The 13,695-nt window shown below is 66.6% G+C and carries 15 protein-coding genes and 1 pseudogene; 14 read left to right on the top strand and 2 right to left on the bottom strand.

Features of this window, described 5'->3' with window-relative positions:
- From ACOJSF_RS05255 to ACOJSF_RS05245, 3 genes are all read left to right on the top strand, one after another.
- A partial coding sequence (locus ACOJSF_RS05255) for an NAD-binding protein (protein WP_420141174.1) occupies positions 1 to 789 on the top strand: 789 nt, incomplete at its 5' end.
- A 56-nt stretch (positions 790 to 845) separates the two neighbouring features.
- Complete coding sequence (locus tag ACOJSF_RS05250; RefSeq protein WP_420141177.1) at positions 846 to 971, top strand: hypothetical protein; 126 nt, start codon at positions 846 to 848, stop codon at positions 969 to 971.
- The gene (locus ACOJSF_RS05245) at positions 958 to 1,740 is read left to right on the top strand and encodes an FAD-dependent monooxygenase (protein WP_420141173.1); all 783 of its coding nucleotides are present in this window, start codon (positions 958 to 960) and stop codon (positions 1,738 to 1,740) included. The genes ACOJSF_RS05250 and ACOJSF_RS05245 overlap by 14 nt, the downstream gene beginning before the upstream one ends.
- Before the next feature lie 9 nt (positions 1,741 to 1,749).
- On the opposite strand, the gene ACOJSF_RS05240 is transcribed toward ACOJSF_RS05245, so the two are convergent.
- On the bottom strand, positions 1,750 to 2,970 hold the full coding sequence (locus tag ACOJSF_RS05240; protein WP_420141172.1) for an NADP-dependent isocitrate dehydrogenase: 1,221 nt from the start codon (positions 2,968 to 2,970) through the stop codon (positions 1,750 to 1,752).
- 115 nt (positions 2,971 to 3,085) lie between these two features.
- Here ACOJSF_RS05240 and ACOJSF_RS05235 point away from each other — a divergent pair, with 115 nt between their 5' ends.
- Both ACOJSF_RS05235 and ACOJSF_RS05230 read left to right on the top strand, forming a co-directional pair.
- A complete protein-coding gene (locus tag ACOJSF_RS05235) occupies positions 3,086 to 3,817 on the top strand; it encodes a phosphatidylserine decarboxylase (RefSeq protein ID WP_420141171.1) in 732 nt (243 codons plus the stop codon).
- A 44-nt stretch (positions 3,818 to 3,861) separates the two neighbouring features.
- Positions 3,862 to 4,605 carry a CDP-alcohol phosphatidyltransferase family protein gene (locus ACOJSF_RS05230; RefSeq protein ID WP_420141176.1) on the top strand — a complete coding sequence of 248 codons (744 nt, stop codon included), beginning with the start codon at positions 3,862 to 3,864 and terminating at the stop codon, positions 4,603 to 4,605.
- Here the strand turns inward: ACOJSF_RS05230 and ACOJSF_RS05225 are convergent.
- Positions 4,568 to 4,789 (bottom strand): hypothetical protein, encoded by a 222-nt coding sequence (locus tag ACOJSF_RS05225; RefSeq protein ID WP_420141170.1) that lies wholly within the window; start codon positions 4,787 to 4,789, stop codon positions 4,568 to 4,570. The two genes, ACOJSF_RS05230 and ACOJSF_RS05225, sit on opposite strands and share 38 nt — an antisense overlap.
- 247 nt (positions 4,790 to 5,036) lie before the next feature.
- On the opposite strand from ACOJSF_RS05225, the gene rpsB reads away from it, so the two are divergent.
- The 9 genes and pseudogenes from rpsB to bamA all read left to right on the top strand — a co-directional run.
- Complete coding sequence (rpsB, locus tag ACOJSF_RS05220; protein WP_420141169.1) at positions 5,037 to 5,789, top strand: 30S ribosomal protein S2; 753 nt, start codon at positions 5,037 to 5,039, stop codon at positions 5,787 to 5,789.
- A gap of 104 nt (positions 5,790 to 5,893) precedes the next feature.
- Positions 5,894 to 6,817 carry a translation elongation factor Ts gene (tsf, locus tag ACOJSF_RS05215; protein WP_420141168.1) on the top strand — a complete coding sequence of 308 codons (924 nt, stop codon included), beginning with the start codon at positions 5,894 to 5,896 and terminating at the stop codon, positions 6,815 to 6,817.
- Between the two features lie 105 nt (positions 6,818 to 6,922).
- Positions 6,923 to 7,639, top strand: a pseudogene (gene pyrH / locus ACOJSF_RS05210) (UMP kinase); the annotation flags it as partial.
- 10 nt (positions 7,640 to 7,649) lie between these two features.
- Positions 7,650 to 8,207, top strand: coding sequence for a ribosome recycling factor (frr, locus tag ACOJSF_RS05205; RefSeq protein ID WP_420141167.1), 558 nt, complete (start codon positions 7,650 to 7,652; stop codon positions 8,205 to 8,207).
- A complete protein-coding gene (uppS, locus tag ACOJSF_RS05200) occupies positions 8,204 to 8,932 on the top strand; it encodes a polyprenyl diphosphate synthase (protein WP_420141166.1) in 729 nt (242 codons plus the stop codon). Before frr ends, uppS begins: the two co-directional genes overlap by 4 nt.
- Positions 8,933 to 8,942: 10 nt before the next feature.
- Entirely contained in the window at positions 8,943 to 9,713 is a 771-nt protein-coding gene (locus ACOJSF_RS05195) for a phosphatidate cytidylyltransferase (RefSeq protein ID WP_420141165.1), read from the top strand.
- Between the two features lie 4 nt (positions 9,714 to 9,717).
- Positions 9,718 to 10,881: a 1-deoxy-D-xylulose-5-phosphate reductoisomerase gene (locus ACOJSF_RS05190; protein WP_420141164.1), complete on the top strand. Its 1,164-nt coding sequence runs from the start codon at positions 9,718 to 9,720 to the stop codon at positions 10,879 to 10,881.
- 3 nt (positions 10,882 to 10,884) lie between these two features.
- Positions 10,885 to 12,009 (top strand): RIP metalloprotease RseP, encoded by a 1,125-nt coding sequence (gene rseP / locus ACOJSF_RS05185; RefSeq protein WP_420141163.1) that lies wholly within the window; start codon positions 10,885 to 10,887, stop codon positions 12,007 to 12,009.
- An 82-nt stretch (positions 12,010 to 12,091) separates the two neighbouring features.
- On the top strand, positions 12,092 to 13,695 hold a 1,604-nt coding region (gene bamA / locus ACOJSF_RS05180), incomplete at its 3' end, for an outer membrane protein assembly factor BamA (RefSeq protein ID WP_420141175.1).

The raw sequence follows: 13,695 nt of genomic DNA, 5'->3' as shown, positions 1-13,695 counted from the left end.
TTCGTCTCGGTCGGCATGCTGTTCAACCCGCACATCGTGGTGCAGTCGCCGCTCGCGCTGTTCGCCACGGTGATGATCATCGTGCTCGGCAAGTCGGTGGCGGCGTTCCTGATCGTTCGCCTGTTTGGCCGCGACAAGAAGACCGCGCTGACCATTTCGGCCAGCCTCGCGCAGATCGGCGAATTCTCCTTCATCCTGGCGACGCTCGGCACGGGGCTGGCGCTGCTCCCCACAGAGGGGCGCGACCTGATCCTCGCGGGCGCGATCCTGTCGATCCTCGTCAATCCGCTGCTGTTCCGCCTGATCGACCGGGCAGGAGCGAGCGTGGTCGGCGACGCCGATGGCCACGCGATCGGCGCGAGCCCCAAGATGCCGATCGGCGGGCACATCGTGCTGGTCGGCCATGGGCGCGTCGGCGGCCGCGTCGCCAGCGCGCTGATCGGCGCGCAGGAGCGCTTTGCGGTAATCGAGGCGCAGCAGGATCTGGCAGGGCTGCCGCAGACGGACGATCGGACCGAACTCGTGATCGGCAATGCGGCCAAGCGCGAGACGCTGGAGCGCGCCCGGATCGGTGAGGCCCGCCTCCTGTTCGTGGCGATCCCCCAGTCGTTCGAGGCGGGACAGATCGTCCAGCAGGCGCGCGCGCTCAACCCGTCGCTCCGCATCGTGGCGCGGGCGCATACGGACGATGAGGTCGCCTATCTGTGCAAACGCGGCAGCGATGCAACGATCATGGGTGAGGAGGAGGTCGCGCGCCGCATGACCGAAGAAGCGCTGACCGGGATTTAGGGGCGGTGTCGATCGACGAGGTTGACCTTTGCGTCGTCGGCGGGGGGCCAGCCGGAATGATGGCCGGCTATCTGTTCGCACGCGCCGGCGTCCGCACCCGTGTCCTCGAAAAGCATGACGGGCTGCGAGGCGACCGGTCTGCTGTACGAAAGTGGCCGCGTCGTTGGAGTGACGCTCGCTAACGGGGACGAGGTGCGCGCACGGCTGGTCATCGCGGCCGACGGGCGGCGTTCGGTCCTCCGCGATGCCGCCCAGCTTCCCTGTCGCGACCTTGGCGCGCCGATCGATGGCTACTGGTTCCGCGTCGCCAAGGCGCGCACGCCCGACAACCGGACCGAGGGATATATCGATCGCGGTCAGATGGTCATCGCGATCGATCGCGGAGACTATTTCCAATGTGCCCGCGTGATCCCCAAGGGCAGCGCCGAGGCGATCCGCGCCAAAGGCATCGACCGCTTCCGTCGCGACGTGGCCGCGGTCGCGCCGATCCTGGCGGAAGGGATTGCGACCTTGGCGTCGTTCGACGACGTCAAGCTACTCAGCGTCACGCTTGACCGGCTCACCCGATGGCACGCGCCGGGCCTGCTCGCGATCGGCGATGCCGCGCATGCCATGTCACCGGTGGGCGGCGTGGGCATCAATCTCGCTATTCAGGACGCCGTTGCCGCCGCCAATCTGCTTGCAGAGCCGATGCAACGCGGAGCGCGGCTCGATGGCTTGTGCGCCGCCGTCCAGCGGCGCCGCATGTTCCCGGTGCGTATCGTACAGGCGTTGCAGCACATCGTTCACGTCCGGGTGATCGGCCGCGCGTTGCGGGTAGGCAGCCCAAGGCCGCCGCTCCTCATGCGATTCTTCGATCGCGTGCCGCTGCTCCGGCGCATCCCGGCGCGTATCTTGGGATTAGGCGTCCGGCGCGAGCACATAAGCTCTCCCCGGACGCCATCCCGATGATCCGAGGGTTCAGGCCCAGCCGGCCATCTTCTTTTCCAGATTGACGCGGATCGTTTCGAAGAACTGCTCGGTCGTCATCCATGCCTGATCGGGGCCAATCAGGATGGCGAGGTCCTTGGTCATCGCGCCGCTCTCGACCGTCTCGATGCACACCTTCTCGAGCTCTTCGGCGAAGCGCGTGACATCGGGCGTGTCGTCGAACTTGCCCCGGAACTTGAGGCCGCCGGTCCAGGCGAAGATCGACGCGATCGGGTTGGTCGAGGTCGCCTTGCCCTGCTGGTGCTGGCGGTAATGCCGGGTGACGGTGCCGTGCGCCGCCTCGGCCTCGATCGTCTTGCCGTCGGGCGTCATCAGCACACTGGTCATCAGGCCGAGCGAACCGAAGCCCTGCGCCACCGAATCCGACTGCACGTCGCCGTCGTAATTCTTGCAGGCCCAGACGAATTCGCCGTGCCATTTGAGCGCGGAGGCAACCATGTCGTCGATCAGCCGATGCTGATATTCGATGCCCGCTGCCTGGAACTGATCCTTGAATTCGCTGGCATAAACCTCTTCGAAGATATCCTTGAAACGGCCGTCATAGGCCTTGAGGATCGTGTTCTTCGTCGACAGATAGACCGGCCAGCCGCGGCCGAGGCCGTAATTCATGCTGGCGCGCGCGAAGTCGCGGATCGACTCGTCGAGATTGTACATGCCCATGGCGACGCCGGCGGCGGGGAAGTCGAACACCTCCTCCTCGATCACCTGGCCGTCCTCGCCCTGCCACTTCATGGTCAGCTTGCCCTTGCCGGGCACCTTGAAGTCGGTCGCCTTATACTGGTCGCCGAACGCATGGCGGCCGACCACGATCGGCTTGGTCCAGCCGGGCACGAGGCGCGGGACGTTGGAAATGACGATCGGCTCGCGGAAGACCACGCCGCCCAGGATGTTGCGGATCGTGCCATTGGGCGAGCGCCACATCTTTTTCAGGCCGAATTCCTCGACCCGCGCCTCGTCGGGCGTAATGGTCGCGCACTTCACGCCCACGCCATATTTCTGGATCGCCTTGGCGCTGTCGATCGTGATCTGGTCGTTGGTCTCGTCGCGCTTCTCGACGCCCAGGTCGTAATATTCGAGGTCGATGTCGAGATAGGGGAGGATCAGGCGTTCGCGAATCCACGCCCAGATGATCCGCGTCATCTCGTCGCCGTCGATCTCGACGACCGGGGTCTTGACCTTGATCTTCGCCATGCGCGCTTCTTCCCGTCAGCTGATGAGGTATGCGCGCCTCCTAAGGCGGCATCCGGAGGGTGGCAACCGGCGCGGCATGATTGTCAGCCTTGGCCGGGCCTCCTAGAAGCCTGCCATGAGCTCGCTTGAAAACAGGCCCGAAACCACCCCCAGCGCCAAATGGCGCTGGCCGTCCGTCCACCCCGAAGGTCGCAAGTTCGCGCTGATCGCGGGCGCGATTACCCTGGTCCTGTTCTGGCTGTCGACGTCGCTCGGCTGGATCGGCGTCGGCATCACGATCTGGGTCGCCGCCTTCTTCCGCGATCCGATCCGCAGCGTCCCGCTCGGCAAGGATCTGGTGGTCTCGCCCGCCGACGGCCTCGTGACGATGATCCAGGAGGTCGATCCGCCGATCGAGCTGACGGGCGAGGGCGCCTTGCCCCCGGGTCGCTGCATGCGCGTGTCGATCTTCATGAGCGTGTTCGACGTCCACATCAATCGCGCGCCGATCGGCGGGACGATCACCCGGGTCGTCTACATCGCCGGCAAGTTCCTCAACGCCAGCCTCGACAAGGCGAGCGAGGAGAATGAGCGTCAGCATTTCCTGATGACGGGCCACGACGGCACGCTGATCGGCTTCACGCAGATCGCCGGCCTCGTCGCGCGCCGGATCGTGCCGTTCGTGAAGACCGGCGACATGGTCGCCGCCGGGCAGCGTATCGGCCTGATCCGCTTCGGCAGCCGGGTCGACGTCTACCTTCCCGCCGGCACCGCAGCCAAGGTAACGCTTGGTCAGCGCGCGATCGCGGGTGAGACCGTGCTCGCCCGGATCGGCGATGGCGAGAAGATCACCGGGATCGCGCAGTGAGGCCACCGCGCGCGCTGCGGCGGGGCATCCCGCTGCGTGCCGTCATGCCGAACGCCGTGACCGCGCTCGCGCTTTGTTTTGGGCTGACGGGCATTCGGTTCGGCATTTCAGGCGAATGGGGCAAGGCGGTCGGTGCGATCCTCATCGCGGGCGTGCTCGATGGCCTTGACGGGCGCGTCGCGCGCCTGCTCCGCGCCGAAAGCCGGTTCGGGGCCGAGCTCGATTCGCTGTCGGACGTGATCGCCTTCGGCGTTTCGCCGGCCGTCATCCTCTATCTCTGGTCGCTCGTCTACGTGCCGAAATATGGCTGGGTGATCGCGCTGACGCATGCCGTCTGTTGCGCGCTGCGCCTCGCGCGGTTCAACGCGCAACTCGATGCCGACGAACAGCCGCGCAAGTCGGCGGGCTTCCTGACGGGCGTGCCGGCGCCTGCGGGCGCGGCCATGGCGCTGCTGCCGCTGGTGGCGTGGCTCGCGCTGGCGGAGGCGCAGCTCCCCGCGCTCCAGGATCTGTTCCAGCGCACCTATATTGTCGCCCCGTGGACGATCCTCGTCGCGCTGCTGATGATTTCCGACCTTGCCACCTATGGCTGGTCGTCCTTCCGCTTGCGCCGCGAATTTCGTCTGCCCGCTTTGCTGCTGATCGGACTGATCGGTGCCTCGCTGCTGACCGCGCCGTGGGCCACGCTGGCGGCGCTTACCTTCGCTTATGCCGTGGCGATCCCGCTCGGCGTGCGCGCTTATTCGCGCGTCAAGCGGCGGCGCGCTGCGGAGACGATTGCGGCGTAATCCGCGTCACGCGGATCTGGCGTGCGAAGACGACCGGCCGGCCGTGCGGAGGAAGCGGGGGCAGCGCCGTGCCCGTACGATGCCGCAGTGCGCGCAGCATCAGCGCCCAATCGCCGGATACCGCGCTTGCGATCACGCCGATCGCGAGCGCCAGCAGGATCAGTGAGGAAATCGTCGCAACCATCTGAAGCATCGATCGAACTCCGGTGAGCCCCGGCATCCAACAGGGATTGGGCGGTGTAACAGGTTATTAACGTCTCGGTTCCTTATGTTCGCTTTTTGTTCCTTTGTCAAGCCTTGCTTTCGGCAAATCGTCCGGCTAAAGGCGCCGCCATTCCACATGCGGGGCATCATACCGGTGCCGCGCGGAGGCCTTAGGACCTCCGCCGGTTCCCGTTCCGCAGAGGTTCAACCGGGTTAGGAGAATCACCATGGCGGCATCGTCCGTTTCCATGCAGGCGTTGCTCGACGCGGGCGCGCATTTCGGTCACCAGACGCATCGCTGGAACCCGAAGATGAAGCCTTACATCTTCGGTGAGCGCAACGGCATCCACATCATCGACCTGTCGCAGACGGTGCCGCTGTTCGCGCGCGCGCTCGACTTCGTGTCGTCGACCGTCGCGTCGGGCGGCAAGGTGCTGTTCGTCGGCACCAAGCGCCAGGCGCAGGAGCCGATCGCCGACGCCGCGCGCCAGTCGGGCCAGCATTTCGTCAACCACCGCTGGCTGGGCGGCATGCTCACCAACTGGAAGACCATTTCGGGTTCGATCAAGCGCTTCAAAGCGCTGGAAGAGCAGCTTTCGGGCGACACGCACGGCCTGACCAAGAAGGAAGTGCTCCAGCTCACCCGTGAGCGCGACAAGCTCGAACTGTCGCTCGGCGGCATCAAGGACATGGGCGGCATTCCCGACATCATGTTCGTGATCGACGCCAACAAGGAAGAGCTGGCGATCAAGGAAGCCAACACGCTCGGCATCCCGGTCGTCGCGATCCTCGATTCGAACGTCTCGCCCGACGGCATCGCCTTCCCGATCCCGGCGAACGACGATGCCAGCCGCGCGATCCGCCTTTATTGCGATGCGCTGGCCGAGGCGGCGACGCGTGGCAACGTCACCAGCCGTCGTGACAGCGGCGAGGATCTCGGCGCGGCCGACGCGCCGCCGGCCGAGGAAGCGCTGGCGTAACAGCATTGACGCACGGGCGGGGCAGGACCTCGCCCGTCGCGAATTCCGGGGCTCTCCTGCGGGGGAGCCCGCGCCTTATGGGCTGATAGTGAAAGGATGGAGCTATGGCGGAGATCACCGCTGCTGCCGTGAAAGAGCTGCGCGAGAAATCGGGCGCCGGCATGATGGATTGCAAGAAGGCGCTGACCGAGGCGAATGGCGACATGGACGCCGCGATCGACTGGCTGCGCACCAAGGGCCTCGCCACCGCCGCCAAGAAGTCCAGCCGCACCGCGGCCGAGGGCCTGGTCGGCGTTGTCGTCGAGGGCAAGAAGGGTGCGGCGGTCGAGGTCAATTCCGAGACCGACTTCGTCGCCAAGAACGATCAGTTCCAGGATTTCGTCCGCACCGTCACCAAGCTTGCGCTGGAGACGGGTGACAGCGTCGAGGCGCTGTCGAACGCGGCTTATCCGGGCGGCGGCACCGTCGCCGAGAAGCTGACATCGAACGTCGCCACCATCGGCGAGAATCAGCAGCTGCGCCGCGCGAAGGTCGTGTCGGTGAACGAGGGCGCGGTCGTGTCCTACGTCCACAACGCCGCCGCCCCCGGCATCGGCAAGATCGGCGTGCTCGTCGCGCTCGAAGGGTCGGCTCCGGTCGAGACGATCGAGGCGCTCGGCAAGCAGCTCGCGATGCACATCGCCGCCGCCTTCCCGCAGGCGCTGCATGAGGAGGGCCTTGATGCGGCCCTTGTCGAGCGTGAGCGCGCGATCGCGATGGAAAAGGCGTCCGAGAGCGGCAAGCCCGCCAACATCATCGAGAAGATGGTCGAGGGCGCGGTCGCCAAGTTCCGCAAGGAAAACGCGCTGATCAGCCAGGTCTTCGTCATGGACAACAAGACCCCGATCAAGGACGTGATCGCGCAGGCGGCCAAGGAGGCCGGCGGCTCGATCGCGCTCACCGACTATGTCCGCTTCCAGCTCGGTGAGGGCATCGAGAAGGAACAGGGCGACTTCGCCGCCGAGGTTGCCGCCGCGGCGGGCCTCTGAGCCTCGAAATTCCTCGCGCCCGAACGCGGGCGGGAGTTCTTGTTTGGAACGGCGCGCGCCTCTAAGGTGCGCGCCGTTTCCTTGTCAGATTGGACCCGTCAGCGCATGCCGCAGCCGCCCTTCAAACGCATCCTCCTGAAATTGTCTGGCGAGGTGCTGATGGGCGGCGACGGGCTGGCGATCGATCCGGCGATGACCGCGCGCGTCGCGGGCGAGATTTCCGAGGCGCGCGACGCGGGCTTCGAATTGTGCGTGGTCGTCGGCGGGGGCAATATCTTTCGCGGACTGTCCGCCGCCGCCAAGGGGATTGAGCGCGCGACCGCCGACTATATGGGCATGCTCGCGACCGTGATGAACGCGCTCGCGGTGCAGAACGCGCTCGAGCAGATCGGCGTCGACACGCGCGTCCAGTCCGCCATTCCGATGGCCAGCGTGTGCGAACCCTTTATCCGCCGTCGCGCCGAACGCCATCTCGAAAAAGGACGGGTGGTGATCTTCGCTGCTGGCGTCGGGTCGCCTTTTTTCACCACCGATACGGGCGCCGCGCTCCGCGCCGCCGAGATGAAGTGCGATGCGCTGTTCAAGGGGACATCGGTAGACGGCGTCTATGATGCCGATCCGAAGAAGGTGCCGAGCGCAAAGCGTTATGAACGCGTCACTTTCAACCGCGTCCTGTCCGACAATCTGAAGGTCATGGACGCCAGCGCCGTGGCGCTGTGCCGCGACAATGATATCCCGATCGTCGTGTTCAACATCCGCGAGCAGGGCAACCTTGCCCATGTTCTCGCCGGAAGCGGGACCGCGACCGTCGTCAGCAATCAGGGAGACTGTAATGGCCGCTTACGACAAGGCCGATCTCGAGCGGCGCATGAACGGCGCGGTGGAAGCGCTGAAGCACGACCTGACCGGCCTCAGGACCGGCCGCGCCTCGACCAGCCTGCTCGATCCGGTGACGGTCGAGGTCTATGGCAGCCAGATGCCGCTCAACCAGGTGGCGACGGTCACCGCGCCCGAGCCGCGCATGCTGTCGGTCCAAGTGTGGGACAAGTCCGGCGTCGGGCCGGCCGACAAGGCGATCCGCGCCGCCGGCCTCGGCCTCAACCCGATCGTGGATGGACAGACGCTGCGCATCCCGATTCCCGATCTGACCGAGGAGCGCCGCAAGGAGCTCGCCAAGCTCGCGGGGCAATATGCCGAAAAGGCCCGGGTCGCGGCGCGCAACGTGCGTCGCGACGGCATGGACGCGCTCAAGACCGACGAGAAGAAGGGCGAGATCAGCGAGGACGAGCGCAAGCGCCGTGAAGGCGAGGTGCAGAAGCTGACCGACGGCACGATCGCCGACATCGATGCCGCCGCCGCCGCCAAGGAAAAGGAAATCCTCGGCAAGTGAGCTCCGCGCCCGCCTCGTCGGTGGCGGTGGGCGACGGCGCGGCCGTCCCGCGCCACGTCGCGATCATCATGGACGGCAATGGCCGCTGGGCCGCGCGTCGCCATTTGCCGCGCGTCGCCGGGCACCGCGCCGGCATGGAAGCGGTGCGCCGCGCCATACGCGGCGCGGGCACGCTCGGCATCGGCGCGCTCACCCTATTTGCGTTTTCCTCCGAAAACTGGCGGCGCCCGGCGGAGGAGGTCGGCGACCTGATGGGGCTCATGCGCTTCTATTTGAAGCGCGAGATCGACGAACTCGATCGCAATAATGTCCGCCTGCGCCTGATCGGCGATTGGCGGCGGTTCGACCCCGATCTGGTCCGCGATCTGGACGGCGCCGTGGCGCGGCTGTCGGGCAATAGCGGCCTCCTCCTCACAATCGCGCTGAACTACGGCGCGCAGGACGAACTGGTCCGCGCGGTGCGCAAGGTGATGGCGGAGGGGTTGGCCCCGGAGAGCGTCGACACCGCCGCGATCGAGGCGCGGCTCGACACGCACGGCCTGCCCCCGCTCGACCTGATGATCCGCACCTCCGGCGAAGCGCGGCTGTCCAATTTCCTGCTGTGGCAGGCGGCCTATGCCGAGCTTCTGTTCATCGACACGCTCTGGCCCGATTTCGACGCGGCGGACCTGGAACGCGCGGTCGCGGAATTCGGGCGTCGCGAGCGCCGCTATGGTGGCCGTTGAGGCGCGGCGCATGAGCCGGCGCGACGATCTGGCCCGCCGCACGGTAGTGGGGCTGGGGCTGGCCGCGGCCGCGATCCTGATCCTGTGGTTCGGCGGCGTTACTTTGTGGGCGCTGCTGACGGTGGGCGCGGGCTTTGCCCTGTTCGAATGGGCGGGGCTGGTGCATGCGCATCGCGCGCGCCTGTTGATCGCGGTGATGATCCTGGTCGTCGGCATGGCCTATGCGCTGCCGGTGATGTGGGGCGCGGATCGGGCGACGCTCGCGCTGCTTCTGATCTCGGCACTCGTCCTCGCGCTGTTTCCCAAGTTTGCGCGCATCTCGGTCGGGCTCGGCTATATCGGCACCGCCGCGATCGCCATCCTGTTCCTGCGCGAGCAGCCCAACGGCTTCGCGCTTGCGCTGTGGACGCTGGCGGTGGTGTGGGCGACCGACATTGGCGGCTATTTCGCCGGTCATCGCTTCGGCGGTCCCAAGCTCGCGCCGAAGATCAGCCCCAGCAAGACGTGGGCAGGCCTGATCGGGGGCATGGCACTGGCGGCGATCACGGGCGCCGCGATTGCGAGCGCGGCCGGGCTTCCCGCGAACGCCATCGGGCTGGGCGCGCCGCTCGCAGTCGTCGCGCAGGCCGGCGACCTGTTCGAAAGCTGGCTGAAGCGTCGGGCAGGGGTCAAGGATTCGGGCGCGCTGCTGCCGGGCCATGGCGGTCTGCTCGATCGGATCGACGGGCTGCTGCCGGTCGCGATTCTGGTCGGCGCGCTGGTCGCAAATGGCAGCTTCTGATCGTATGACGCGCCGGACCGTCTCGATCCTCGGCTCGACCGGCTCGATCGGCACCTCGACGCTCGACTTGATCGAGCGCGATCCCGAAGCCTTCGAGGTCGTCGCCCTGACCGCGCAGCGCGATGCCGAAGGCCTCGCCCGCGCCGCGATCCGCACCAATGCGCACCTCGCCGTGATCGGCGACCCCGATTGTCACGACGCACTGCGGAAAGCCCTGGCCGGTACGGGCATTGCGACGGCGGCCGGAGAGGGGGCCATCGTCGCCGCCGCCGAACTGGATGCCGACTGGACGATGGCCGCGATCGTCGGAACGGCCGGCCTGTGCCCGACCATGGCGGCGCTGCGCCGGGGGCGGACGGTCGCGCTGGCCAACAAGGAATCCCTAGTTTCGGCGGGCGCGCTGATGACCGATGCCGCGAAGGCCAACGGGGCAACCCTGCTGCCGGTCGATTCCGAACATAATGCGGTTTTTCAATGCTTTCCGCACGATGATGCGTCCCGTGTACGAAAGATCGTCCTGACCGCCAGCGGTGGCCCGTTTCGCGATACGTCGATCGAGCAGATGCGCCGCATCACCCCGGCCGAGGCCGTGCGGCATCCGAACTGGTCGATGGGCGCGAAGATCTCGGTCGACTCCGCCACCCTGATGAACAAGGGCCTCGAACTGATCGAGGCCAATCATCTTTTCCCGGTCGGTCATCAGCGGCTCGGCGTGCTGGTGCACCCCCAGTCGGTGGTCCACGCTTTGGTCGAGATGATCGACGGATCGGTGATCGCGCAGCTGGGAACACCCGATATGCGCACGCCGATCGCGCATACCCTGGCCTGGCCCGACCGGATGGGCACGCCGTGCACCGCGCTCGATCTGGCGCGGATCGGGCGGCTGGAGTTCGAGGAGCCGGATCTCGCCCGTTTTCCCGCGCTCGGCCTCGCCATCGCGGCGATGGCGGCGGGGGGTGCGCGGCCGGCCGTGCTGAATGCCGCCAACGAGGTTGCGGTCGCGGCCTTCCTTGCCGGGCGGGTCGCTTTCCTGGATATCGCATCCATCGTGGATCAGGTTCTTTCGCGCTACGATCCGCCGGCACCTCGCTCGGTCGAGGATGTGCTCGCGGTCGACCGCGAGGCGCGCGGCCATGCCGCCCGGGCGGCCGAATTGCAGGCGGCCTAAGATATGGCGGGTGTCCTTCTGACGATCGTCGGGTTCATCGCCGTCATCGGCCCGCTCGTCTTCCTGCACGAGCTCGGGCATTATCTTGCCGGGCGGATGTTCGGCGTCCATGCCGAGGCCTTCTCGATCGGGATGGGGCGCGAGCTGTTCGGCTGGACCGACCGGCGCGGGACGCGCTGGCGCGTCGCGGCGCTGCCGATCGGCGGCTACGTCAAGTTCAAGGGCGACATGGGACCGGCAAGCGAGCCCGATCCCGCCTGGCTCGCGCTGCCGTCCGAGGAGAGGGCGCGCACGCTGCAAGGCCGGCCCGTCTGGCAGCGCGCGGTCGTGGTGGCGGCGGGCCCCTTTACCAACTTCCTCGTCGCGATCCTGATCTTCACCGCATTCTTCGCTTTGTACGGGGTCCCGCGCACGCCCGCGGTCGTGGAGCGGGTGCTCCCCCAGTCGGCCGCGGCGGCGGCGGGCCTGCTTCCGGGCGACCGGATCGTGTCGGTGGGCGGGCGCACGATCACCCGGTTCGAAGAGTTGCGCGAATATGTGTTCCTCCGTCCGCGTCAGGCGGTGGTCGCTCGCGTCGAGCGGGGCGGGCGCGAGATCGCGTTGCCGCTGACGATCAAGGCCGTCGCGATGGACGACGGCAAGGGCAACCGGATCGAGCATGGCCAGCTCGGCATCGCGCCGGCCGGGCAGGTGATCGTGCGCCTCGGGCCGCTCGCCACCATAGGCGCCGCGCTGGAGGCGACGTGGGACACGGTCCGTACGATGATCGACGTCATCGGACAGATCGTGGGAGGAGACCGATCCGCAAAGGAACTCGGCGGCCCGCTCCGGATCGCGCAATTTTCGGGGGATCGTGTGTCGATGGGGCTGGTGCCGTTCATCGACTTCGTGGCGCTCATCTCCATTAATCTCGGCTTCATCAACCTCCTGCCAATTCCTCTCCTCGATGGCGGGCACCTCTTCTTTTATTTGGTCGAGGGCATCCGCCGCCGGCCCATACCCGCCAAGGCACAGGAATGGGCATTCCGCTCAGGGCTGGCGCTGCTGCTGGGTTTCATGATGTTCGTGACGGTCAACGATCTTGGGTCGTTCGGTCTCTGGCGGGCGCTTGCCGGGTTGATCGGGTGACGCGGATCGGGCAGGGCGCTGCGTCCGCTTTTGCAGCGGTTCCCAGCAAAGGTTTGAAGGGCGGGGTTGCGTGAGGGAAACAATGATCGGCGGGCGGCGTGCCTCGATGGGGCTCGGTCCGGCCCTCCTGTTGACCAGCGCGCTTGCCGGCATGCCCGTATCGGCGCAGGCGCCCGCGCCCCCCGCCGGCACGGCGACGGACGCGGCGGCCACCGCCGCGCCGCGCCCGGGATCGGGAACGATCCGCGCGATCGCGGTGACGGGCAATCAGCGGCTCGAGGCGGATACCGTCCGCTCCTACATCAAACTGCGGGCGGGCGATGCTTATACGCAGGAGACGCTCGATCAGGCGCTGAAGGATCTCTACGCGTCCGAACTGTTCGCGGACGTGACCATCGCGGGCGCGGATACGGGCAATATCGTGCTTCAGGTGCGTGAGAACCCGGTGATCAACCGGATCGTGCTGGAGGGCAACAAGCGCATCAAGGAAGACAAGATCCGGCCCGAGATCAAGCTCGCGCCGCGTCAGATCTTCACCCGCACCAAGGCCCGCGCTGACGTCGCCCGCATTCTCGAACTCTATCGCCGTCAGGGGCGCTACGCCGCGACGATCGAGCCGAAGATGGTCCAGCTCGACCAGAACCGCGTCGACGTGGTGTTCGAAATCCACGAGGGGCCCAAGAGCCGCGTGCGCCGGATCAACATCATCGGCAACAAGGCGTTCAAGGCCGGCCGCCTGCGCGGCGAGATGGCGACCAAGACCGCCAGTCTGGTCCACCTCTTCTCCGGCGGTACCAGCTACGACCCGGATCGTCTGGCCTACGACCAGCAGAAGCTCCGCCAATTCTACCTAACCGAGGGCTATGCCGACTTCCACGTCGTGTCGGCGGTGGCGGAGCTCACGCCCGACAAGCGCGACTTCATCATCACCTATGTCGTCGACGAAGGGCAGCGCTACAAGTTCGGCGATGTCAGCGTCGAAAGCGACATCCGCGATCTTCGGCCCGACGCGCTGCGCCACCTCGTCCGGCTGAAGAAGGGCGACTGGTACAATGCCAAGCTGACCGAGGACACCGTCGATGGGCTGACCGAAGCCGCGGGCCTGCTCGGCTATGCGTTCGCCGACGTGCGCCCGAGCTTCGACCGTAACAAGGACGACCTCACCATGAGTGTCGTCTTCCGCGTGGGCGACGCGCCGCGCGTCTATGTCGAGCGGGTGGACATCAACGGCAATACGATCACCCGCGACAAGGTGGTCCGGCGCGAGTTCCGCCTGGCCGAGGGCGATGCCTTCAACAGTTTCCGGGTGAAGCGCTCGCGTGACCGCATCCAGTCGCTCGGCTTCTTCCAGGACAAGCTGGAGATCGAGCAGAAGCAGGGCACGAACCCCGATCAGGTCGTGCTGGAGACGAACGTCGAGGAGCGGCCGACCGGTCAGCTTCAGCTGTCGGCGGGCTATTCCAGTCTCGAACGCTTCATCATCAGCGCGCAGATCGCGCAGAACAACCTGATGGGGAAGGGCCAGGAAGTTCGCGCCGGCGTCGATTATTCGATCTATTCGAAGTCGGTGACGCTCGGCTTCACCGAGCCCTATCTGTTCGACAAGAACATCGCCGTCGGCGTCGACGTGTTCCGGCGCGACTTCAATTCGTTCAATTACGTCAATAACAACCGCAATACGACCTA

Origin of the sequence: Sphingomonas sp. (assembly GCF_048594985.1) — a bacterium.
Lineage (GTDB): Bacteria > Pseudomonadota > Alphaproteobacteria > Sphingomonadales > Sphingomonadaceae > Sphingomonas_I.
This window is presented reverse-complemented; position numbering and strand designations above follow the sequence as displayed.